Here is a 22,411-nt window from a genome sequence, read left to right on the forward strand (position 1 = left end):
TTTTAAATTTTTCTAATCTAAAGAATTTTTCAATATTAAAGACTCGCGCCATCCTTGCGAGCGCGGGTACGGCCGCTTACTATGGGATCACTTACGTGGTGTCTCCTGATACACTGCTAAGGTTTAATCTCAATAGTCTTTTCACTCATCCGGTTCTCATTGCTCCTCCAGTCGTTGCAGGTGCCGGTGTCATGATGCCCAAGTTTATCAGAAAGCCTAACTTTGGCAAGCGCCCTGGTGAACCCGCGTCAAGCAAGGCCGCCAGTAATTCAGACAATGTGCCTACTGAACTGGTCCAGCCAAGCCCGCAGCTAGACACCTCGGCCAATAGTGCCCAGACAAATCCTGCCCTGACAGGAACTATCCAGCAGGCCATGACGGCTCCGGCCGCGGCTCCTCCTGAGGCCCCCACAAATCCTGCTCCCTCCTCTGGAGTCGAGGCGGTCCAGCAGCATGTTGACGATACAAAGGTGTCAGAGATGGTAGAGAAAAAGCTGGGACCAGTAAGTGACGAGCTGAATTCCATGAAGTCTGAATTTGCGTCGTTCAGAAAAGATATTGACGAGCTCAAAGGCGGAGTTAAGGAAATCACTTCGAGCTTTGAGAACTCGTTAGTCGAGCTCAAAGCCTTTCAGGCCGAAATGGTCAACCCGATAAATTTTATGCGCAAATATTTTGAGACGATGGACATAAAATCCCTTTCCGATCCTACAAATGTAATCAGGACTATAGACCAGGCTACTGCCGCACAGGCGGCAGGCACTTCGGAAACTGCCAGTTCTCAGTCCCTGGGAGAGAAGCACCCGCCACCAAAGAAGCAGACCAGCGAGCCCGCAGAAAAGGTTTCAGCGCCGCCAAGGACGACTCCGGATAGCACAGAATATGATAGCCAAGAAATGGACAGTTCCGAGGAGTTTCCGGAAGAGGCACATTATGCGCGGGAGCGCCGGAACTCCGATGGTTATGCCGACCAGCGTGGGCGGCGGGAAAGTCATTATGACAACCGAGAGTACGCAGATCAGCTCAATTTCGGCAGGAAGGGCATTCGTAATAACCAAGACCATAATGGAGAGAGGTTTGGCATGAGAAGATTCTCCTCAGAAGATATCCCGTTTGGCAACGGTCGTCAGCAAAGCCGAGGCATTCCTTCAACCGGCCGCAATCCAGATTTTGCACCGCACGATTTCATCAAGAGTTCGCTTGAACGCGGCCTGACTCCTGGAAAAATAATGTCGATAGTAGGAATCGTGGATGAGGTCTTGGCAACCATGGGGCCGGACGGCGTCGACCTTATTGTCGAGCAGTACCGCAACATGGGACTCCAGCCAGAAGAAGAGCGGCTAATCTACGGCGTCCTGAAAATGTTAAACGAATCAAAAATCCTGACCGACGACATTATTGCAATGCTCTACCGGTTCGGCCAGGTTCTTGGGATTAATGACGAAGAAGCCGAGTTGCAGTACACCCGGCTGATTGCCAACAGGCGAAACCGCAAGGCACTTGCAAGCAGAGGAGGCAAACTAGGAGAGAGAGCTGCCTAAATGGGAGCATTTATCATAAGCGAGGGCATTGTCCTGATTGCCTCGGTAATTATTGCCGCGGGATTTTCTGCAGTCGTACTAAACCAGATGGGCATATTCCACTCGGCTCTTTCCTCTACAAGCGCCACCGAAAGAGACATCACGCTTACCAAAGTCAAAATAATCTACGCCTCGAATTCCTCATCAACCCAGGTAAATATGTGGGTAAAAAACATCGGCTCAACGCCCATCAAGGGCCTTGACAAGGTCGACGTGTTTTTCGGCACCATCGACGATGTGGAGCGCATTCCGTACAATGCGGGGAGCAGCCCGACCTGGGTATATTCGTCGCCTGTGACCGTCTGGCAAATCAAGGACACGCTGCAAATGAACCTTACCAGCAGCTTTGCACTTCAAAAGGACACGGCATACACAATTCGCATTTCGGCACCAAATGGGGTTTCAGACGAGTATATCTTCTCGATATCTTAGAGGAGCGAGGTTCGAATGGGTCTAGGCGCTGCGCTGGCAGGCGGAATCGTAATGATGATGATAGCCATTGTTATGGGCATGGCCATCCCCGCGATACTGGGAGCAAATACCTCAATGAGCAGTGCAGTGTCGGAACGGCAGCAGCTTGACGATGCACTCTCAAAAAGTTCGGTGACGATCACCTCCCTCCGCGCTCCTGCGCTCAGTAGCACGGCCACCTTTACCCTAAACAACACCGGCTCGACAAAGCTTTGGAACTATCAGAAGTTCATTGTCATCGTGACCTATGATGCCCAGGTGGCACCACTTGTGAGCGTAAAGAAAACAGAGGAGCTTACGTATCAAGGAATTACCAATACCACCAGCCCGGGCTACTGGTCCATCAGCGGATTTAACAACGACTATGTCGACCCCCAGATCATAAATCCAAACGAGAGTGCAAACTTTACTTGCAGGCTCGACGATCCGCTATTTCCTACGGGAACGATGACGGCCGTAGTTTCAACTGACGCCGGGGCCTCAACGAGCAGATCGGGAGCGATATCCTAGCATGACGATAGTAACCGTCTCGACCGGCAACGAGGAAGTGGACAGGCAGCTCGGTGGAGGACTGCCCCTGCCCGGACTTGTTCTTATCGAAGGCGACCACGGCACCGGCAAGAGCTCAATGGCAGCGCAGTTCATGAAAGGCATTCTGGATTCTGGCAGGCGAGTGCTGTTTATCACAACGGAAAGCTCCATTCGCGAATACATCGAAAAAATGAAAATGATTACTTTTGATTTTCGAAAGTCGTTTATTCAGAACAAGCTTTCAATTCTGCCGGTAAACGTCGATGGCGTAGTTTGGGCAGAGGCCCTTTCCGCCCAGCTTTTGCCTGTGATCGGCACCTACATGAGCATCAACGTGAAAAAATACGACGTGATTGTTGTTGACTCACTTTCGGCGCTGACCATGCATGCGAGCTCGAACTACATAATGGATTTTTTCACGAAGTGCAAGAGCTTTGTGTCAAAAGGTACCGCCGTGATTCTGACAATGCATCCAAAGGCCCTGCCAGAGGCAGTCGCCCTCAGAATAAGGTCAACATGTGACGGCTACATGCGGATAACTCCGACCTCAATTGCAGGGCGAAGCGTCAAAGTGCTAGAGGTGGTAAAGCTCATTGGCTCCTCGTCGCAGGTCAGTTCGCAATTCAGCTTTGACGTCGACCAGTCGTTTGGAATAAAGATTGTGCCGCTTTCAATGGCAAACGCGTAGGCCTGGCGCGCGCTGCAATGGACCAACAAGGGCAGAGTATTGCAGGTAGCAAGAAATGCGGAGGCATCCATCCAACTCTCGCGGGCTTACTTCTGGCAGTTGTATTCCATCCTACATCACATCGCATTTCTGCATTGCATGAGGACTAAAGTGAGTTGCTCGGGCTTTCTGGCAAGAGTGAAAAGAATCCTCTAGTGGCAGCTGTCGGGGGAAAGCACGATACAAGCCGCAAGACAATCCTGCCGGGCAAAGTCGATGAAACTTTCGTCTACTTTACTCTCCTTTTGTTTGGAATTTCCACTGGCCAGATACAGCCGTCAGACCTTGTAAGGACTGCCGCATCGAGCAGACATTACGGCTTTTACGCGGCAACATTTGACCGGGTATATTTGCTTGGCGTCAGGTGGCAGTTTGGCCTTGCAAGGGCAAGCGAAACCGTGGGCCTGTCGGTAAAGTCCGAAGAATTCAAACTGTTGCTGATGAAGCTTGCGCAGGTTTTGCGGCTTGGCGAGGACCTTAGTATATTTTTCAAGCACGAGCTTGACGCCGTAATCTCGGGATTTGTCTCTGGGTATGAGCGATCCATGAAATCAATGGACCTGCTGCTTGAAATGTACTCTACCATGATGTCGACGTCATCGTTTCTTGTTTCGTCGCTGCTTCTGCTCACCATGATATCCGGAGGAGGCGGGTCGTCGTCCCAGTTTGTCGTTACGATCACGACTGCGATCCTTGCGGGGCTGGCATCGTTTATCTTTCTCGCCTATATGATATTTCCAAAGGACAAGATATCAAACATCAAATTCCTGCCCGAAGGCGCGGTCTTTAAGAAGCGGCTGTACATGGGCCTGGGCGCAGGGATTGTCGTCGGACTTGGAATGGGGGTATCCGGAATCGTACCGGTTCCCCTGGCAATTTCCGCGGCTGGCGCACCCCTGCTCCTGCCTGGCATGATGGCGAGAAAGATAGATGCCAAGGTGAGAAGAATTGACGATTATTATCCGTCGTTTGCCCGTCACCTGGGAGACGTCTATCATACAGTCGGATCTCTAGGTGCTTCGCTCAAATCGGTTCTCAGAAGCGATTTTGGCGACCTATCCAAGTACATCGAGGCAATGTCTAATCGAGTCCAGAGCAGGATAAAGATTGAGGACGCCTTTGACCTGTTTTCACAGGAAACATCAAGCTCCCTAATTGCTGCCGGCAACACTGTACTTGGAAGCGCCATGGTCAAGGGGGCCAATATGCTCGACGTCGGCGCCAAGCTCTCGGAAATATCTAGCCGGTTTCTTGAAATCCGAAGCAAGAGGCTGCAGTCGGCCAAGGCATTCGAATCCACCATACTTATCATGCACGTGCTGACGCTTGGAGTATTCAGTCTGATAAACAGGCTTTTGCAGTTTCTGCAGCAGTATTTCTCCCTTCAGAATTCGATCTCCGGCCACGGCGGCGCGGCAGGGGTACTGAGCCTGACGCCTGCAGACCCGGGCGTAATGGTAATTCTTCTCCCTGCAATGGCAATCGCCCTTTCCGCGATAAATGGTATGGCGCTTAAGGTATTCCAGGGCGGACTCTACCAGACCGTCTGGTTCACCATAGCCATCCTGATGATTGTAGGGGGCCTTGTGCTTTATGGAATAGACCAGTTCCTTTCAAACATGCTCGGAAGCGTACTTGACATCCAGCATACAATAGGTTCCGCGACAAAGTGATCAGGTAAAATGGGATACAAGGAGATTATTGCAAATGTGCGCTGAGGTTCAGAAGCCGCCTCAGGGCGGCATGGCGGCGGACATTTTGCCAGAACCGAAACTCGTGGCGGCCACAAAGAAGGCGCCATATCTCGCACAGTACGTAAATGGATACGTGAAGAAGGGCAAGCCTTATCCCAAGTATTTTGATAAAATCGACGGCAGCATGAAGAACCTAAAGGCGCTCAACCTCATCTACCCAATTAGCGACCAGAACTATATCCACCTAAACAGCCATTCCGACAGCGGCGATGGATACTGGGAATACATCATCATTGGCCCTCCGGAACCAAATCCACAGCTTGTCTCAATCCTTGAGAAGATATTTGCCAAGTACGCCGGAGAGTGGAAACCCCCCGATCAGCTTCAAGAAAAGTTTGCGATGGTAGGCGAGTTTCTTGAGAAGGTGTGCGTCAAGTCTCCCAAGCCGGTCGAGTATGACAAGTTTGACATAAAGCGAAGCGGCGACAAGGTGCCGGTATACGAGCCAGAATTTGCTTACCTGAAATACCACTTTGTCAACAAGAGAGTGGGACTTGGAATACTCGAGCCATTCCTGACGGATCCGCACCTTGAAGACATTTCCATAGTTGGTGCCGGCAACGTTTACGTCGTCCACAAGATCTTCGGTTCGTTGAGGTGCCCGATATACCTGAGCCACGACGACATCGACGACATGGTCATTGGCATGTCCGAGCAGTTTGGCAAGACCATTTCACACGCAAGGCCGCTGGTCGACGCAACCCTGCCGGAAGGCTCCAGAATCAACATTGTCTTTGGCAAGGACGTCAGCAAGCGTGGTACAAACGCGACTATCAGGCGCTTTGCTAGCATCCCGCTCTCCATCACGCAAATCATAAACTCAAGAACCATAGACGCCAGACAGGCAGCCTACATGTGGATGATGGTAGGCGAAGGCATGTCAGTTTTCATTAACGGAGAGACCGCGTCGGGTAAGACTACTACCATGATGGGGATCACGTCGTTTATCTCTCCAACCGGAAAGATCGTAACCATAGAGGACACGCCCGAAATCACCCTCCCGCACAAGAACTGGATCAGCGAAGTCACACGCGATACGGGCTCCCCGGCGTCAAGCGTCGTAATGTTCGATCTACTAAAAGCCGCATTGCGTCAGAGGCCAAACTACATCCTTGTAGGCGAGATTAGAGGAGCCGAGGCAAATATTGCCTTCCAGGCCATGCAGACCGGGCACCCAGTCATGAGTACTTTTCACGCCGCGCAGATGTCAAGTCTCATTCAGAGGCTTACAGGCGAGCCCATGAAAATTCCAAAGCCAAACGTGGAAAACCTCAACATTGCGCTTTTCCAGGCGGCGGTGCAAGGAAAAGACGGCAAGCCCATAAGGCGCGTCCTTTCAATTAATGAAATCGTAGGCTACAACGGCGCCGCAGATTCTGTCATGTTTATCCCGGTCTTTACCTGGGACCCATCAAACGATACGGTTACCTACAGAGGCAGGGGAAGCAGCAACCTGATGCTGACCAAGATTCTGCTAAAGCGCGGCCTTTCGCGAAAAGACGAAGGCCTGCTGTACGACGAGCTGGAACTTCGCATGAGGCTACTTGAGACCATGATAAAGAAAAAGATTTTCAACTATTACGATGTATACGACAGAATAGTCCAGGCAAAGGAAATGGGCTTGGAAGCATTCAAGAAGGAACTGGACTCAGTCTAGCGCCGAAATCTATTGCTTATCAAAAGAGCTCTTTTTGCTAGCAGCGCTCTACCTTGTACTTCAAGATTACAGATTCGGCTGTCCTGCCGCTGCTTTCAAGGGATCTTATCCTAAGTGCCATCTCGCTCAAAATCCCGTCAGCCCTTGCGTCTGTGTTCGGAATGCACTTATCATGTTGTGTTTTGTTTTTAGTTTGCTCACTTGGAGCCTCCAAGTTCTCAATATAGTCCAGCATCCGCAGCACCCTGACTGCAGCTAGCCTGCTCTCGGATAGGACTTTGAGACTATGCTCGAGCCTCCCATATTCGGGGTGGATGCTGTTATTGAACGGCTCTGCGTACAATCAAGGTCCGGCTTGCCGTGAAAATATTAAGACAAAGTATGTAGGGCCGGGGACAACCCGCATGGCCGGCGTCCGCGGATAATATTATTTACGTCAGTTGCAGATAAGGTTCCTTTCAGAGAACGTGAACGAAAAAACTAACCATGGGTTGTGCAGGGGCCCGGCTAATCTATCCATTCCAGCGCAGGTCTGCGGCATCAAGTGCTATAGGCATTAACTATCGGGATTTCTCTGTGAGCATTGCAAGCAGACTAGTTCTCGCTCAGCATTACGAAACTGTTGAATTTTTCGGGTCAACTGCAGCACCAGTGGAACAGGGAGCCTGAACAAGTGCCCCGCCCAAATAGAATGACAAAGACCATGGTATGTGCTGCAATATCGCCATACCTTGCCTACTGGCTCTGCCTGAAACAACCCAAGGTGGCCGCAAGGAAGCTTGCCATAGGCATAGCACTCTACGTGTCGGCGATGCTATCAGTAACCTTGGCCGGACTTTTACTCCTGCCTGGCGATGGAAAGGGCAGCGAGTCGTTAAGCTGGTATGGAAGCATTGCAGGCTTTGCTGTCGAAGAAATTTGGGATTTGTATCTGGTCCAGCAAGTGCGAAAGCAGATAAAGGACCAAGGCGAAGCGCGGATGCGACGTGTCCGGGCCTAGACCGCAAACCAGTTAACCGAAACCGCCCAGTACTTCTGGGCGAGCTATCTCATTGTTTCTCCGCCATCAACGATTATTGTCTGACCGTTTACAAACGAGGTGTAGTCGCTTGCAAGCATCAGCGCCACGCCTGCAACGTCTTCGGGTTTGCCCTCTCTTCCAAGGGGGATGCCTGACACGAGCTCCTTTTTCTGGTCGGCTGAAAGCCTGTCCCAGTTGCGCGGTGTTGCTATCGAGCCAGGCGCGATTGCGTTGCAGCGTATATTGTATTTGCCGTATTCCGCTGCGACGTGTTTGGTGATTCCAAGTATTGCGGACTTGGCAACCGTGTAGGGAGCACCTTTTGTATAACCGCCGATCGCCGGCGTTGATGAAATGTTGATTATCACGCCGCGTGACTGCTTTACCATGACTGGAAGGACTTCGCGGCAGCAGCGGTAAGTGCCTATCGCGTCAACGTTTAGCACCTGAGTTAGACTCTCATCGGAGATTGCATCAAACGCCACGTCCCAGAATTCGTCTTTGATGGGATAGCCTGCGTTGTTGACGAGTATGTCTATCCTGCCAAAACGGTCGACAGCCTGTGCGACCAAGTCTTTTACCTGGCTCGAGGACGTCACGTCAAGCGCAAAGCCCGCAGCAGGATTTTTGGACTCGGCCGTCAACTCGGCTGCGGTCCTGCGGGCTTCTGACTCTTCACGACCGGTAACGACAACGCTTGCGCCCTGTTGCGAGAAGAGGCGGGCCATGGCCTGTCCGTTGCCCCTTGTAGAACCAGTAATAATCGCGGCGCGCCCTTCAAGCATCCTGTCCGTGTTCATAAAGTACGGAAATTTGCACCAGCGAGTTATTTAAATCCGTTATAGCTTTGGCTCAACCAGCGCGCAGGTCCAGATGGGGATGCGCAGCCGCTGGAGCCGGACCTACGTGAGTGAAACCTCGCCGTTCATCATGACGAACCAATGACCATGCAAGGTATTTTCCATCCCAATGACTTTGACTGGCATCGACAAATCAGACGTTCCTCCCGCAAGCTGGGCTTTCAGCTCATCGATATTAGCAGGCACAACGTAAAGTCTTACCAGTGGGCGCAGGTGGTGGCCATGTTCGTCCTCGTGATTTGCAGTTGATGCTGCTTTTTCTGGAGGGCCGTAGCCAAAAACGAACAGCCTTGGATGGTTTGTCAGGAGATATGCGTGGCCTTTGCCGATGTCCAGCGTCTCATTACCGATGGTGAAAGTGCCACCAGTCATGTTTATCGAGATTATCCTCTCCGAGGACTTTACCACCGAAAAATTCAGGACAAGCGTGCTATTTCGCGAATCCGTCCCGGATCCGTCATGAGTAAAGCCCATTGCCTTACCGTTGGCAGTTAGCGTGAATGTCGAATTTGCAACCATCGTCAGGGCAATGGAAGTGGAATTGAGTCTCGAGTGCTTGCCGTGGCTAAACAACTCCATCCTGTACTTCAGCATTTGCTTGAAGTACTCGCCATTATGAAATCCCTTCTTTAGATGATGCCTGCCGGCAAGCGTATTATTCCAGTGTTCGTTTGTTTGATTATCGTCAGAGTTATTGGAAGTGGCATTATTGTGCTCCTCCGCGCCAGTCGAATTGGTGTTTGCATGGCGATCGTCGTTGCTTTCAGTACTGTTTTCGTGGGTAGTTGCACCGGTGTTGGAACCGTTTTCATGCCCGGATTCGTCGTTAGTGCCATTTCTGTTCGAGGCGTGATTGTCCGTGTTTGTAGTGTTTTCACTATTCTGCTGGCTCGAATTATCATGCGACTCCTCTCCAAAAGCTGGGAGCGTTAGGGTGGTGCTTGATGGAACAAGAGAAAGCAATAGTGAAAATGCTCCAAATATGATTACATTATTTATCAATTTCTTGCCGGAATTACATGAGGAATATGTCATCAGGATCCCGATTTTTTGCCCGCTGGCAGCCTATGATTCTATGCATGTAATTTCAAAAAATGACAGCCTTTCAAAAAGTCTCAGGGCCAAAAGGACGGGCAATCACTCAGTTGTTCTTCCGCTCGGTGACTTCGATGTGCTCTATGACGATTAGTGCACCAAGGGTAAGTCTGTGGTCTGCGTCACCTGTCAGTGACAGGTTAAGGGTGTCCCTTACTGATACCCAGTTCCTGTGCACCCTTGCGACCTCAGTCTTGTTGACTTCAAACCTGTAATCGTGCTCAGTAAAGTTGCCGTAAATTCGCATGTATTCCTTCCCTTCCCGCTCAACCCAGAATTCCTCGCCTACAAGCTTGACCAGCTTTTTCTTGATAGTGCCAATGCTAGAACCGGTGCTGTCATGAAAGGCAAATTCCGTTCGAAATGAAATTAATCTACCTTCGATGCGGACAAGTTCGCTTCCAGCAGAATCTCTTACCGTAAACTTGGCGGGAAGCTGAATGAAATTGCCTTCCGCCTCGCCTAATTTGTTCCCTTTCCTGTCCTCAATGTCGTAGTGTTCTCTAACCGACAGTATCTTTTTCTTCAGCACTAGCTCGTTTGTTCCAAATAGAGAGTTTGACTCTATCATGCCCGCATCAACTCGTTCCTTGTAAGGCGTGCCGCAAGCACCTTTCCAGGCACAGCAACATAATCCGGCACCCCTACGCCGACTGCAATCATTGCCGACCTGCGCTCTGCATGCGGTGAGAAAGCCTCCGTTACCGCCTCGTCGTAAAACGTCGAGCCCGAGGCTCCGAGAGCGAGCGAATACGCCGAGAGGTAAATTTTTCCTGCAGTCACTCCGGCTTCAAACTGTGCAGCCCTGTATCCGCGGTTTCCAACCGAGTCAAGAACGCCGGCTAGATCGCACATGAGAAAGAAAACCGCACTTGCGTCAGCAAAAAGGGGCTGGTTCAGGCACAGGTATCCGGACAAGCTTCTGCTCGAGGATTCATTCATGGGCTTCAGCTGCCGGACCGAATTTGCGGTCCTGTCGTAAAAGTAGGTACCTGGCCCGAGGCCGTCAACAAAGTTTGCAATAAAATACACGTCGGTCACGCTTGCAGCTCTAAATGGCATAAAGTCGAGAGGCACCCCCCTGGTAGAGGTGTATAGTACGTTTAGCAGTGCGTCGGACGAAACCGGGCGGTGAGCAAACCTTCGGGTCGAGCCCCGACGCAGGATTGTTTCTCCGATGGTGAGTGATTTTATGTCCACGGTCTGCTGGGCACCAAGTTGGGGGCCCATTTTCATGGATTGCTTCCAGGCGTTTACCTCCCCGGGCGTGGAAAGCGACGACGCATCATTAATCTGCCAGATCTCCGGATAGTCTGCTTCGGACCTTGACACCGGGAGCGATTTTGGCGCCTCTATTTGCACAGCCTCGCTCGGCTGACCAGAAGGGGCGGCCGTCATGTTGCTCAAGGCCGCGATGGGCGCAAGCGCGATCGCAGCTTCCTTTCTGTCCTGAAGAAGCAGCATCTCGTTAACCGCCTTGTCAACAAAGCCCATCGCCAGTTCTGTCGAGAAGCCTTCCGAGGCACACAGTGCAAGTAGGTTCGCAGCCATGACGCCAGAGTCCCAGAACCAGTGCCTGTATGACCTCGCCCGGTACTTCCAGGTGTTTCTCCAAGCAAGCGAAGTAAAAGCAATAGTCGCAGGGCTCGACCCTATGCGCTGATTTGCGCCGGCTGCCAAGGCAAGATTTGCCCTCCAATCACCTGCCCGTAGCAGGGTCAAGGAAAACTCGCCGGGGCAAAAGTGGTAGATGCCGGCGGCAAGCCTGTCTGCGCCCTCACCGATATCTCGGCATATCACATACATCTCTATCGGGTATAGTGCCCCGGTCGCAGAGGCCGCGCGCATGTAGTAAGTCCCAGCATCAAATTTCATGGCCCTCGTCACGCCGCCGGTGAAAAAGAGAAGCCGTGCAAGCGAACTAATGCCCAGTCTAGCCCGTGGATTTCCCGACAGGTCATCGCGGATACAGACCAGAGAATTTGATTCCGGGGAGCCGATATCGTCCGGAAGAGGTATTGATTGGATGTCAGGGTACACCTTGAACGGCCGCGGCCGGTCGTTCCAGTCCATGTAGTGGCGGGAAACCTGGCTGCTTCCCTCTGCATGCATTGTATCTTCATGGTATTCCAGTGCGAACTTGGTATTTCGGTTTAGAGTGCCGCCATCAGCATCCGAGTGCAAGATATGAGCCGGCTACCTAAAAGACGCCACAGAATTTATTTCAACCCCTTTGCAACCTGATTCCTTCATGTCAGTTGGCTGACTGTATACGATTAGACAAGCAGAAATCCATAACCTGACTCAGAGAAAAAGAGTCAAGGAAGCACAGCTGAAGGCGTTTGCTACAGGCACCAAAAAGTACTACTGAAGAGGCCGCCCTAAGGAGGAGAATTATTCTGGTTTTGACGGTCGCGGTGGTAGGTATCGGAGCAGTCGTTTCTGCAAATCCATTTGGAATTATTGACAGCTTTGTATCAACCAGCGTAACGGCTGGAATTGCCACGACGATTTCAGTGATCGTGTCGGTACGGCAGCGCGGCAGTGGACTCTTTGGAAAGACCCATGTAGCGTTATCGTTGGGGCTTGCCTGCTGGCTTGCAGGACAGGCAATATGGGGTTATGAAACATTTACCGCCGGACGCGAGCCTTCGCAATCCTCCGTTGCAGATATTCCATGGCTTGTGCTTTATGCTTTCTTTGGATACTACATTTTCAGGATGTACAGGTACTTTGGCAGGACTGTATCAAAGTATAACATTGTGCTCGTGGCAGGACTAGTGGCCGCGCTTACAACCAATACCGTGTACAATGCGTTCGTGTCATATGAGAGCAGTTTGAAGGAAGGCTCATCGGCCCGAGACGTTCCTGACGTGACCACGGCTGTTGTCAGGTCCATCTATCCATTACTTGACGCCGTCATTGTCATTCCGGCTCTGCTCCTTGTGATTACGCTGCGAAGGGGCCTCCTTACATATACTCCCTGGCTATTTTCATCGTCTGCACTCGTGCTAATGGCCGCAGCCGACATGCTTTTCACAAACATGGCGCTTCTTGACAGGATGGACCTTTCCAAATTCGCATACTCGCTGTACCACGCAGGCAACCTTGCCTTTGCCGGCGGACTGTACTGGTATAACCGCTTTGTGATTTACAACGAAAAGAGAGTAATGGAAGAGTTCCAGAAGCAGAACAGGTAGCCGGGTCACCAGCTGATAGCGCGCAGAGACTAATGATATCCCGTCAGGGTTAAGTACGGGCACTTATCTCATGTTGTCGGCTTGAAGTTTGAAAAGCTCGATCCGGTTGCCGTTGAAAAGTTCAACAGCATTGCGCCCGGTAAGGGACAGGGAGTCGAGGAGCGCAAAATGTTCGGTTATCCCTGCAGGTTCCTAAACGGCAACATGTTCCTGGCACTTCATAACAATGGCGTGATTCTCCGATTGTCCGAAGCGGACAGGGCGAATATCTCAAAACACGGGGCAAGGCCGTTTGAGCCTATGCCTGGCAGGGTGATGAAAGAGTACGTAGCGCTGCCGGAGGATATGTTCAGCAGACAGCGGCTAAAGCCCTGGATTGAAAAGTCACTAGACTACGCCAGCAGCCTTGCGCCCAAGGCAAAGAAGTCAGCAAAGCCAAGGAGAGCATAAATCCTAGATGGCGGCGGTTTTCAGGCACGTTTCGCAGTATCGCCGGAGTACAAGTATGCCTCCTATCTCAAAGTACGCCTCCAGAGAGGCAACTTTTGAACAGTCATGGCAGGCAGGCGGATTTCTGAGCGTTATTCGGCGAACTTCAAGTTGGTTGGTCAAGGCCATTGGGACTGAATCCTGTTTGCAGATATCTGCTTGAAGGAGTTCTTTTCTCCAATACAACAATCCATAAAATGTGACGGCAGCGTGTTGACCGAGCCGATTAAATCAGCAGTCTTATTGGCTATCCAGAATGACATTTTGTAACACTATGCGAAGCAAGCTTTTAGCTCTTTGACTTTCAAAATGAAATCTTGCCATCAAGAACTATAATTTTCTTAACTTTAGTGGCGTGCGGGCAGCGCATGCGCGTTGGGCATCTAAAGTTTATCCCAAAAACCGTCCCTATGACGATTGTTGAACTGCAATATTCATTTTAATTCCAAAACGTGACGAACTATCAACTAAAATACTCAAACTAAAAAACCAAGGAATTGTGAGACTGCTAGCCAGATTTCGATTCAGGAGAATCAGAATTTACGTCTGAACTCTTTGCAGCTGATCGGAGACTTGCGGCATCTCTGCTGAGTTTAGAAACGACCAACTTTTTCAATACATGTATAACTGTTGCAACTTCATGCTCCCCGTTTGATGCTCTTATTAGTTCATCAAACGCCTCTTCAAGTAATTGACTCGCCGCATCGAAATGATTAGCCGCTATTTCCTTAGCTTCTTCTTGCAGCATTTGCTTTACCATAGACGAGGGCAACATTACCTCCTGTTCTTTCTTAGATGTCTTGTCAGCACTGACGTTAACTAAATTTTGCTCTTCCTGGTGAACATTGTCATTAGTCGCTAGCTTATCAATGCTCGATGGCTCGGACTTTAACGTCGTGTTTGGGCCATCAGTCTTCTCTTCGAGCGATGCAGATTTATTGATAAGGTATCGGTGACTGGCGTTCCACTCTCGCAGTAAGTCACCGTATAGCGGAAGTCCCAAAAACTTCTGAAACATCTCCGTCTCAAACACTGTATTTGCAATTATTCGATATGCCGTTTGGGGTGGAACTCTTTCAATTATCAATTGTTTCAAGTCATTTATCTTCTCTTTCAATTGCTTAATTTCTTGAGTGCAGGTTGCTCCATCTTTTCTGTCATTGTCATTGCTTTTCGAAATGCCTTCAACTAGTTTGGTTATTGCTTCTGCTAGCTTGTCAATCTTTGATTCGAGAGTCGCAATTCTCTCTACGAGTGTTTTCTCTAATTGATTTGCATTGGTTTGACGGGAAGACTCGCTAGTTGTTTCATTGATAATTCTCTTTTCTTGTTCTGCAGGAATGCCGACTGTACGAATGTCATTTTGTGCTTGATAATATCGTTGATGGGCAGAATTCCAGATTTGGAGTCCGATTCCAACACTGGTAGCTGGGTCAATTCCACTTTCAGAAAGCATTTTATCCAGTGCACGAGCTTCTTGAAAAAATATTCTCTGTTCTCTTACGCATTTTGCAATCCACTTCCAAATGCTGGCATCCTTATCTATGGCAAGTGGCTCTAGGATTGATTCAGCCTTGGTAGATGGTTTTTCTGGCTCTTTTGCTGGTTGTTGAATTAAAGGTGGATTCTTTGGTGTTTCATTATTCTCGGCAGCACCCGAACAGCGCGCTCTCCTACCGCGCTTTTTACCGTTTGCTATTTGCTGTACCTGCTCCCATTCTTTTGGATGCTGGGCAATGTATGTGCGCTTGAGCAGTTCTGATTCTGCCATGTCCATCTGTCTGCCAACTGCAAACGAATAGAGCTCCCTGCTATTGCTTTTATTGATAAAATGCAGGCACCTGTCTCTGCCACCGTGGGTAAGGTAGTATCTCTCTTTTTGAAGCGGCCTGATTTTGAATTGGTTTGTATTAACCAGGTCCTGAATAGACGGGCTGGCTCCTACCGGGAATACACGCTTGGTCGTGTCATCGGGGGCTTTTTCAGGACGGGACAGGATAGGAATCTGGCTCATTGACTTTGAGCGAAACGGCATTCCAGTTGCTATATTTCCGAGATACAAGAGCCAGCATGTCAGGTTATTTTGACTATTGAATATAACATGTATGCTATAATCATGTTATACTAATATGAATAAAGCCAGGCTGAAGGCAAGCAGAGCCGGCCTTCTCTGTGACGCTGGATAGGCAGGCTTGAATATAACGTCTTTGAACAAATTTGATAATTAGACTCTGAACTTGCAGTCTACATCCGCCGCGAAATGCGTAGGTACCAATGGTCACAAGACTGCCGTCCTTTCCGCGGACTCGGGCGACTGAGAAGCGGTTCGTAAATCCAATAGTTGATGCGGATTACCAACACACTTGGCTCATGTGTGCCAAGGGCGGATCAAATTCTGGTATTACCGTTGTTCTCTGTGGTTTCGAGTGAGTGCTTCAAGACTTCTGGATTACTAGTACTAACAATATCATGACGAGAATGAAAGGACTCTAAACCCAACCTCATCATTGCGACAGAGGGCACGCTGAAATAATTGAATAGCCAGTCGCCCCTGAGGCCGGTGTATCAGAGTCTTACTTTTTCCACATTTTGGCATTCACACACAAGCGGTTCTAATTCCGTACTCTATCCTTCACTTCCATTCGCCCACTGTTGGGAGTCCAGCTTTCGCAACCTATTAGACACTTTACTTCTCAGGTAGGCCATCAAAAATGCTTATTGCGCTACACCTTATTCAAATCCCGAGAGGGAAATAATTACAAAATACTGATAATCGTTATTGGTCCGTCTGAGAGCTTTATTTACTCGCCGTCATGAGCAGCGACGAGAATTGAAACCTGGTTAATTGTAGCACCTGCCAGTGGGACGTATCGCTTCCTCGCCGACGAGGCGGGTCTGCGTCATGTCCAATTTGTGGCTCTTCATAACCATACCATTAAGCAAATACTAGTGGCACACCATGGACATTAGCAACAAGGCCGTCGAGATTGGATTTACAAAGGAATAAAAGCTGAAGGCAAAGCCTGTTCTGCGAGGGATCGTAGTCTAGCTTGGTCTAGGATGTCAGAGGCTTCCACTTTCGTGGCCGCCGACGAGCCTGGGGCGCTGGAGATCGTGGGTTCAAATCCCACCGATCCCACTACTTTCTTGGGGATATATACAGGGATGGCAAAAGAGCCCTAACTAATGGGCTACTAGTACGGGCTAATGGGTGTGAAAGCCAGACAGTAGTCTAGCGAAAGCATGGAGAGAGGGTGAAGACCGTGGGCATGTGAGAAGACGGGAAGTAAATGGAGCCATAAAGTGTGGAATGAGAGTGGCTAACAGGATGGAGTCGTGGATATGTGTGAAAACTGTGGTAAGGAGACCAGAGTGAAGGCGTTAAGCTGGGTGTAATAGATTGGATTGTAGGCAGGGAATTGGCGGTAGTGGTAATAATATGCAGATAGTCTCATGCTTACAGCTACACGTGTGCGGTTGTAGGCTGGTCAATCAATCTAGGGTGAACAAATTCACGTCTTTTTGAGCCGAGTCCAATCAAACGCAGCGATAACTATTCATTCTTAGCTCTGCAGATTATTAGGAGTTGCTACAGAGTCAAGCACTCTTCACGGCTACTCTGTTGGGATTGATTCTAGGTGCAGCTCTTGTAGCCGCGTTTGAAATAATGTGGGATTCTTTAGTTGCCCCTCAAGCGAATTTGCCTAGTATGCTGCCCATCACAGTACATGGTGTCACTACAAACAAGACCGGCTTTATTGATAAGGCAAATGAAACTCTATTTCTTGCCCGATTATCCAATGAAAATGCACCCTATGTTGTCAAAGCAGTTACCCCCGTAGACACCAATTTCCAATTAGTTACCTTTTCCAAAATTCTATACAATGGCAGTTACTCAAAGCCCGTAACCTTGAGCAACAGCAGCGCTAATTCATGGTATCCTATTACTACCAGCTCGGGCGATAATGTGTATGTATTTTGGGGAGCAGTCATTGAACTCCCAAATGGCGACTACTACTACCAGCTACATTATGCCGTAAGCAATGACGCAGGCAAGACCTTTGTCAAGGACATTGATTTGAGCAATACTAATGAGCCTGCTGATAGACCTGCGATTGCCGCAGTTGACAATAAGGTATTTGTGGCATGGGAGGAGAGATCCTCCGGCATCTACAAGATTCTATTGCGTTATAGCGGCGATAGCGGCAGGACCTTTAGCAGCATCATACCAATTAGCGATAGTACACTTGATTGCCGAGATCCAGCAATAGCTTATGCCCAAGGTCACCTTTTTGTTGCATGGACTGAAACGGGCAATTATACATCTGCAATAAAGTATCGAGAACTGGATTATCAAGAGCGAAATGGGACGTTTTCAATAGCACATACGGGCAACATAGGGCTACTTAGCGCAGGAAATGACGTTTCAGACAATCCACAGATAGCGATAACCAAAGACGGCAGAAACATATACTCGGCATGGAGCGCTGCAATACCGCAATACTTTGAGGGTCATCGTTTGAACCTTTTGAAACAGAAAATGCCCTCTCCGCAAATTGATTTTAGGTCAAGCAATGACGGCGGCTATACTTGGAACAGCATTAAAGGCGTAAGCACAACACCGCAACAATTCGGGGCTTTTACCCTCGGAGTAAACGGCGATGCGGTTCACGTAATATGGTACGCGTATGTGTCGATGTCGACCCCTGGACAAGCTTCATTTTATACTCACAGCCGAGATGGAGGTCAGACCTTTACTCGACCATATGCTGTCAACCCGGGTCCACTCGGAGCTTCGGAGTTGATGTTAGTATCCGGAAGTACAGTCTATATCAGCTGGGATAATGGAGTAACAGCAACCAGGGCATTTGTCGTGAGTTATGATGACGGAGATACCTTTACAAATTTGCTAAAAGATCAGACGTCTCCTCACGCTTGAGTCACTTGTTGAGCAGCACTGGTCTTGTCGATTTGGGCATAACACAAGAAACTTAATGATGCAAGCAATTACAAGCTGATGGCAGACATATGCGAAACCTTTTGCGGCTAATGAGCTGTGATAGCGCAGTCAAGATTAAACATAACCTGCCGGCATTTAGCGCCTATGTCAACACGTGAAGAACGCATCAATCAGCTTGTGTATTATCTGCGGGCAACCATGAAAAATGAACCGGGTTGCACTATCCAAAGAATTTTGACGCTGGCTGACGAATTCTTAAAAAGCAGGTGGGAAATATCGCCGGGCACCCGCAAGAAGTATCTGGATACAGTTTCGGCGATATTACGCTATGAACTTCAAGTCCACAGTGCTAAAAGTAGAGTTTGACAAAGCACATATCACAAACTAGCAGACTGTATTGGGAATAGATGCAGATGCTGTGATTTGGAGGACATGTTTATGGTCATGACAAAGACTGAAAATCGAGATTATCTTAGAGTAGCACAAAATAGATAGAGGTAGAAATCGACATTACTCTCAAGACTGTTACCAGATGGCTGTCATTACGAAGCGCAATAACCTAATTGCCGTACAAAACTGCAAAAGAAAGGTAAGGAGAATTATAGGTTCCCCAACAGTTCGCCTAGACCGCCTTCTTTTTTCGGCTGGCTATTTCCTCCAAATCCAGACAGCATGCCGCCAAGATTCATTCCCTGATTGTCGGCATAATTTGTAAATGCGGAGTGCATTGCTTCAGGGTTGTTGTTTGTATGCTCTTTCATAAACTCAACTGCCTGCTGTATGTATTGCCTTGCCTGATTGTCGTCCTGTAGGCCAGTGCTGCTTTTTATTTGCTGTACCAGCTGGTGGTCAGGGTTATTTGCAGTCTCGGTCTGTATCTGGTTAAGCGCCGTATTCATGGAGTCCTTGTTTTGGCCTCGTGAATGTAGAAAGCTGCCGATGCCGCGGTTCATCATATTCTGCATTGCATAACCCATGATTGATCCAATGACGCTTCCGGCTATCGACTGTCCCATGCCGCTTCTCTGTGAGAACATGGACGTGAGGGTGCTTATGCTCAGTAACAGTGGCTAGAATAAAAGATATTTAGCAATTGCAGAAAAATATGCTATAATGTCGATATTTTATCGCAATCCAGCAAACATTACACTGCCGATGTGCCTAGATGTGATTTTTAAAACGATTCAACTATGGGAGCCGCGGTTGTTTCAAGCGTCCACACAGTTCCGTCCGGGTACCTAAAACTAAGTTTTTCACCGAACTTTTTCCCGTTGAAATAGATTTCCTTATCTCGGATAGGAATGTGAATGGTCTTAGCCTTCGTAACCCATCTTCTCTCGATGACAAACTCCTGCCGCGTCTCCTTTTTTGAGATTGAGTAGTTCTCGCCCATTACAGGAATGTTCTTTCAGCTGGATGTGCATTGTTTTCTCCGCCATCCGATATAGTGGATATCTGTTCTGGGCATTGCGGGATTCACGCTCAATGTCATTTTTGGCTACAAGTATAACATATCGGCTAGAATCATTAGACATCATCATCGTCCAATCAAATTTCACCTGTCTTATTATGCTTGGTTGGCTATAAACAAGTGATGAAATACCGGAGCAGAACTGACATAGCAGCTCAGATTCTGCACGCTGCTAATGGCGGAGCGTCAAAGACTAAGATAATGTACAGGGCCTTTCTGTCATATGCTCAGCTTAAGGAATACCTTACACTCCTACTTGAGAATAACCTGCTTGTGCTTGAGGGAGAACAAGCAGCAAGCTATAGGACGACGGAGAAAGGCCACCGTTTTCTAAGCATATACGACAAGATAGGAGAGTATGTACACCTGGACAGCGAAGCTGCAGGGTAGTGAGGGGTCGAGACGTTGCATATTAGTTGCATAGATAGATTTCTCAAGCTAGCTTGTGATATGCTATCCAAGGTTAGCATTGCATTTGATGCATGAAATTAGGCCGTCGAGTCTGAACGCGCAACATCAATATCGCGTTACGCGTAGATACTGCAGTGAATTTGCTGCAAAGCCTTAATTGATGTGCTGGGCATGAATTTGCGTGTCTGCAGCTACTCGTCTGCTTGTAGTTGAAGACGATAAAGATATTCTTTACCTTGTCTTAAAGCATCTTGTTAAGAATGGCTTTGAGCCTGACGGCTTTTCAGACCCTATAAAGGCACTTGATGCTTTCAAAGCAAACTCTACAAAATATGCACTGGTGTTATCAGACATTAGAATGCCGGGCATGAACGGCGTTGACCTTGCAAGCCAAGTACTGACCATTAACCCGAATGTTAAAGTAATACTAATGACGGCCTATGATATTATCCCAGATGACTTGCGCAGCAAGATGCCAGTAGTCAGCGTTGAGGACATTATTCGCAAGCCATTCAGGCTTGTAGAGATTTGGAGCCGCGTAAAACAGTTGGTAAACGCAAACTAGTTTTGATGCCGAACATAAACTCAGGGGATGTCTGCGCGTTTAGGTCTGCGGGCTCTATTCACCCGGTCGCGACCGTCTCATTGTTTCACAAAGCAACCTAAGGTACCATCTATTCAGAGCCTTCAGTTCTCTTTGGTTTGACAAAACGGTAATAGCTGAACACCTATTCTGCTATCGCGTTCTCCGCAGCTTCAGCATCCGCCTTTGTCTTGTGTACTGTCTTGTCCGGATGAAGTGGTGGCGAGTAAATTGTGTATAGCTTCAGTTCTTGGTTTGATGTATTGATTATATTGTGCAGAGCCCCCAGGTATTACAACGGCTGAATCTTCCACAATAACAGACACACTGCCATCAATTATGGCCTTGCCTTGACCTTGTTCAACTCTGATGAACTGGTCGTTTTCGTGGTGTATCGCCATTCCAATGTCTTCGTTTGGTTTGAGTGACATTACTACAAGCTGGCTCTGAGGCGCGGTGTACAATACCTGCCTAAAAACTATCAGGCTTGACCGTAGGAGCGGCAATATTTGACGTGGTTTCGTTTTATGCAGATTCTGGCACATCCGGGATTACCTCAAAATCGTCATGGCCCGAATACTCTCTATGTGCCAAGAGATTGGAGCTAAAAGAGAATAACCTCCTGCATTCCTTACAACGATATGTTATCAGCAGCATAATCCTCCGTCATCTAACGCAGCCCCAAGCCCGCAATTTACTCTCAAGCTATGCGCACATTATGTATAGTATACACTTCTAGAATCATTATACCTATGTTAGTTTACTAACAGCGCTCCATCACTTTTTAATAGTGACAACGGGAAGAAAGAGAAATGTCGTCCGTCCAAGAATTTTCAGTGCAGACGGCCATAACGACCCGGAAGGAATTTGCGATATGCGAAAATTGTTTTTGGACGGTTTCACTACTGGACAGGCTCGTCTATGATTTTGATAGCTGTCCAGCATGCAAGCAAAATGCTATCTCAAAAATACCGATTGGTCAATCGGAGAAATTCGCATATTCTCATGATTCCCGACGTGGCCTTGAATGTGCTTTATGGTAGACTTTGTGCAAGTAGAAATTTATTCGATGCTCTGCGGTCGCTCATAGTTCTTGAAGTTTGTCTGGATCCGTGCATACTTGCTCTAGGGTAGGTAACGGTTCAATGGCAAGCCTTTTTCTCTAGCAATTTCCTTTCAGCTTTTATCTCGGGAGTAGACATTTCAAACATCTTTTCAACAAAACCCATCAGGTCGTTTTCGTTTTCCTTGGTCTTGGAATTGATGTACAGCCTTATCAGGACGCCTCTTTGCGAGCCTGTCAAGGCCATGTACCATCTGAGCTGCTTCGACAGACGGAGCTTTTGCAAACTATGCTTGGCAAACCTTGACAAGCACGTTTGATTTTTACAATTAACTCTATCTTTAGTAGGAATGAGCATCGAACCTGTGCTGTTTTAACTCTTTAAGGCTTTCAAAGATGGATTTGCAGATTGCGCACTGGACTTTGCTCTTTAGCACAGGATCGATATTTCTGACATAATTTCGAAACTTGAATGAGGGGGCTGTTTCGGAATCCATTGTTTTCTCGTGCTGGCGTTAACCGTATTTAAGTCCAAGCA

The 22,411-nt window shown here is 48.5% G+C and carries 23 protein-coding genes and 1 tRNA gene; 13 read left to right on the top strand and 11 right to left on the bottom strand.

Annotated elements, in window-relative coordinates; genetic code table 11:
- The first annotated feature begins 191 nt into the window (after positions 1–191).
- The 6 genes from ABI361_07485 (at position 192) to ABI361_07510 (ending at position 6,720) form a co-directional block, all read left to right on the top strand.
- The gene (locus ABI361_07485) at positions 192–1,541 is read left to right on the top strand and encodes a hypothetical protein (protein ID MEO9320499.1); all 1,350 of its coding nucleotides are present in this window, start codon (positions 192–194) and stop codon (positions 1,539–1,541) included.
- Positions 1,542–2,012 (top strand): hypothetical protein, encoded by a 471-nt coding sequence (locus tag ABI361_07490; GenBank protein ID MEO9320500.1) that lies wholly within the window; start codon positions 1,542–1,544, stop codon positions 2,010–2,012. It begins immediately after the preceding gene.
- 15 nt (positions 2,013–2,027) lie between these two features.
- Positions 2,028–2,561, top strand: a complete 534-nt coding sequence (locus ABI361_07495; protein MEO9320501.1) for a hypothetical protein — start codon at positions 2,028–2,030, stop codon at positions 2,559–2,561.
- A 1-nt stretch (position 2,562) separates the two neighbouring features.
- The gene (locus ABI361_07500) at positions 2,563–3,270 is read left to right on the top strand and encodes an ATPase domain-containing protein (GenBank protein ID MEO9320502.1); all 708 of its coding nucleotides are present in this window, start codon (positions 2,563–2,565) and stop codon (positions 3,268–3,270) included.
- Positions 3,271–3,425: 155 nt separating this feature from the next.
- On the top strand, positions 3,426–4,982 hold the full coding sequence (locus ABI361_07505; protein ID MEO9320503.1) for a hypothetical protein: 1,557 nt from the start codon (positions 3,426–3,428) through the stop codon (positions 4,980–4,982).
- 34 nt (positions 4,983–5,016) lie between these two features.
- Positions 5,017–6,720 carry a type II/IV secretion system ATPase subunit gene (locus tag ABI361_07510; GenBank protein MEO9320504.1) on the top strand — a complete coding sequence of 568 codons (1,704 nt, stop codon included), beginning with the start codon at positions 5,017–5,019 and terminating at the stop codon, positions 6,718–6,720.
- 37 nt (positions 6,721–6,757) lie between these two features.
- On the opposite strand, the gene ABI361_07515 is transcribed toward ABI361_07510, so the two are convergent.
- On the bottom strand, positions 6,758–7,063 hold the full coding sequence (locus ABI361_07515) for a hypothetical protein (GenBank protein ID MEO9320505.1): 306 nt from the start codon (positions 7,061–7,063) through the stop codon (positions 6,758–6,760).
- 330 nt (positions 7,064–7,393) lie between these two features.
- Here ABI361_07515 and ABI361_07520 point away from each other — a divergent pair, with 330 nt between their 5' ends.
- Positions 7,394–7,720: a hypothetical protein gene (locus tag ABI361_07520; GenBank protein MEO9320506.1), complete on the top strand. Its 327-nt coding sequence runs from the start codon at positions 7,394–7,396 to the stop codon at positions 7,718–7,720.
- 44 nt (positions 7,721–7,764) lie between these two features.
- Here ABI361_07520 and ABI361_07525 read toward each other — a convergent pair whose 3' ends face one another.
- From ABI361_07525 to ABI361_07540, 4 genes are all read right to left on the bottom strand, one after another.
- Positions 7,765–8,541 (bottom strand): SDR family NAD(P)-dependent oxidoreductase, encoded by a 777-nt coding sequence (locus ABI361_07525; GenBank protein MEO9320507.1) that lies wholly within the window; start codon positions 8,539–8,541, stop codon positions 7,765–7,767.
- A 102-nt stretch (positions 8,542–8,643) separates the two neighbouring features.
- Positions 8,644–9,564, bottom strand: a complete 921-nt coding sequence (locus tag ABI361_07530) for a hypothetical protein (GenBank protein MEO9320508.1) — start codon at positions 9,562–9,564, stop codon at positions 8,644–8,646.
- 178 nt (positions 9,565–9,742) lie between these two features.
- Positions 9,743–10,267 (bottom strand): LURP-one-related family protein, encoded by a 525-nt coding sequence (locus ABI361_07535; GenBank protein ID MEO9320509.1) that lies wholly within the window; start codon positions 10,265–10,267, stop codon positions 9,743–9,745.
- Entirely contained in the window at positions 10,264–11,880 is a 1,617-nt protein-coding gene (locus ABI361_07540; protein ID MEO9320510.1) for a SagB/ThcOx family dehydrogenase, read from the bottom strand. Before ABI361_07540 ends, ABI361_07535 begins: the two co-directional genes overlap by 4 nt.
- A 221-nt stretch (positions 11,881–12,101) precedes the next feature.
- Between ABI361_07540 and ABI361_07545 the strand changes: the two genes are divergently transcribed.
- On the top strand, positions 12,102–12,896 hold the full coding sequence (locus ABI361_07545) for a hypothetical protein (GenBank protein ID MEO9320511.1): 795 nt from the start codon (positions 12,102–12,104) through the stop codon (positions 12,894–12,896).
- 81 nt (positions 12,897–12,977) lie between these two features.
- Positions 12,978–13,346: a TfoX/Sxy family protein gene (locus ABI361_07550; protein MEO9320512.1), complete on the top strand. Its 369-nt coding sequence runs from the start codon at positions 12,978–12,980 to the stop codon at positions 13,344–13,346.
- Positions 13,347–13,893: 547 nt separating this feature from the next.
- Here ABI361_07550 and ABI361_07555 read toward each other — a convergent pair.
- Complete coding sequence (locus ABI361_07555; protein ID MEO9320513.1) at positions 13,894–15,399, bottom strand: hypothetical protein; 1,506 nt, start codon at positions 15,397–15,399, stop codon at positions 13,894–13,896.
- 1,020 nt (positions 15,400–16,419) lie between these two features.
- On the opposite strand from ABI361_07555, the gene ABI361_07560 reads away from it, so the two are divergent.
- Positions 16,420–16,524, top strand: a tRNA-Pro gene (locus tag ABI361_07560).
- A gap of 570 nt (positions 16,525–17,094) precedes the next feature.
- Positions 17,095–18,324: a sialidase family protein gene (locus ABI361_07565; protein ID MEO9320514.1), complete on the top strand. Its 1,230-nt coding sequence runs from the start codon at positions 17,095–17,097 to the stop codon at positions 18,322–18,324.
- Positions 18,325–18,944: 620 nt separating this feature from the next.
- Here the strand turns inward: ABI361_07565 and ABI361_07570 are convergent.
- Together ABI361_07570 and ABI361_07575 are read right to left on the bottom strand one after the other, a co-directional pair.
- Positions 18,945–19,382 (bottom strand): hypothetical protein, encoded by a 438-nt coding sequence (locus ABI361_07570; GenBank protein MEO9320515.1) that lies wholly within the window; start codon positions 19,380–19,382, stop codon positions 18,945–18,947.
- A 137-nt stretch (positions 19,383–19,519) separates the two neighbouring features.
- Positions 19,520–19,738, bottom strand: a complete 219-nt coding sequence (locus ABI361_07575) for a hypothetical protein (GenBank protein MEO9320516.1) — start codon at positions 19,736–19,738, stop codon at positions 19,520–19,522.
- A 201-nt stretch (positions 19,739–19,939) separates the two neighbouring features.
- On the opposite strand from ABI361_07575, the gene ABI361_07580 reads away from it, so the two are divergent.
- Positions 19,940–20,206, top strand: coding sequence for a winged helix-turn-helix domain-containing protein (locus ABI361_07580; GenBank protein ID MEO9320517.1), 267 nt, complete (start codon positions 19,940–19,942; stop codon positions 20,204–20,206).
- Positions 20,207–20,408: 202 nt separating this feature from the next.
- A complete protein-coding gene (locus ABI361_07585) occupies positions 20,409–20,792 on the top strand; it encodes a response regulator (protein MEO9320518.1) in 384 nt (127 codons plus the stop codon).
- A gap of 191 nt (positions 20,793–20,983) precedes the next feature.
- Here the strand turns inward: ABI361_07585 and ABI361_07590 are convergent, their stop codons facing one another.
- The 3 genes from ABI361_07590 to ABI361_07600 form a co-directional block, all read right to left on the bottom strand.
- Complete coding sequence (locus ABI361_07590; protein ID MEO9320519.1) at positions 20,984–21,241, bottom strand: hypothetical protein; 258 nt, start codon at positions 21,239–21,241, stop codon at positions 20,984–20,986.
- A gap of 711 nt (positions 21,242–21,952) precedes the next feature.
- Positions 21,953–22,159, bottom strand: a complete 207-nt coding sequence (locus tag ABI361_07595) for a hypothetical protein (GenBank protein ID MEO9320520.1) — start codon at positions 22,157–22,159, stop codon at positions 21,953–21,955.
- A 55-nt stretch (positions 22,160–22,214) separates the two neighbouring features.
- Complete coding sequence (locus ABI361_07600; GenBank protein MEO9320521.1) at positions 22,215–22,370, bottom strand: hypothetical protein; 156 nt, start codon at positions 22,368–22,370, stop codon at positions 22,215–22,217.
- Positions 22,371–22,411: the final 41 nt, after the last annotated feature.

The sequence above is a fragment of the Nitrososphaera sp. genome, assembly GCA_039938515.1.
Classification (GTDB): domain Archaea; phylum Thermoproteota; class Nitrososphaeria; order Nitrososphaerales; family Nitrososphaeraceae; genus Nitrososphaera.

What these genes read in the sequence shown, in the direction of transcription:
- ABI361_07570 (MEO9320515.1), bottom strand. Translation starts at nt 19,382, where the DNA reads ATGTTCTCACAGAGAAGCGGCATGGGACAGTCGATAGCCGGAAGCGTC.
- ABI361_07580 (MEO9320517.1), top strand. Translation starts at nt 19,940, where the DNA reads ATGAAATACCGGAGCAGAACTGACATAGCAGCTCAGATTCTGCACGCT.
- ABI361_07525 (MEO9320507.1), bottom strand. Translation starts at nt 8,541, where the DNA reads ATGAACACGGACAGGATGCTTGAAGGGCGCGCCGCGATTATTACTGGT.
- ABI361_07575 (MEO9320516.1), bottom strand. Translation starts at nt 19,738, where the DNA reads ATGGGCGAGAACTACTCAATCTCAAAAAAGGAGACGCGGCAGGAGTTT.
- ABI361_07495 (MEO9320501.1), top strand. Translation starts at nt 2,028, where the DNA reads ATGGGTCTAGGCGCTGCGCTGGCAGGCGGAATCGTAATGATGATGATA.
- ABI361_07510 (MEO9320504.1), top strand. Translation starts at nt 5,017, where the DNA reads ATGTGCGCTGAGGTTCAGAAGCCGCCTCAGGGCGGCATGGCGGCGGAC.
- ABI361_07555 (MEO9320513.1), bottom strand. Translation starts at nt 15,399, where the DNA reads ATGAGCCAGATTCCTATCCTGTCCCGTCCTGAAAAAGCCCCCGATGAC.
- ABI361_07490 (MEO9320500.1), top strand. Translation starts at nt 1,542, where the DNA reads ATGGGAGCATTTATCATAAGCGAGGGCATTGTCCTGATTGCCTCGGTA.
- ABI361_07535 (MEO9320509.1), bottom strand. Translation starts at nt 10,267, where the DNA reads ATGATAGAGTCAAACTCTCTATTTGGAACAAACGAGCTAGTGCTGAAG.
- ABI361_07485 (MEO9320499.1), top strand. Translation starts at nt 192, where the DNA reads ATGATGCCCAAGTTTATCAGAAAGCCTAACTTTGGCAAGCGCCCTGGT.
- ABI361_07565 (MEO9320514.1), top strand. Translation starts at nt 17,095, where the DNA reads ATGCTGCCCATCACAGTACATGGTGTCACTACAAACAAGACCGGCTTT.
- ABI361_07500 (MEO9320502.1), top strand. Translation starts at nt 2,563, where the DNA reads ATGACGATAGTAACCGTCTCGACCGGCAACGAGGAAGTGGACAGGCAG.
- ABI361_07590 (MEO9320519.1), bottom strand. Translation starts at nt 21,241, where the DNA reads ATGTCACTCAAACCAAACGAAGACATTGGAATGGCGATACACCACGAA.
- ABI361_07600 (MEO9320521.1), bottom strand. Translation starts at nt 22,370, where the DNA reads ATGGATTCCGAAACAGCCCCCTCATTCAAGTTTCGAAATTATGTCAGA.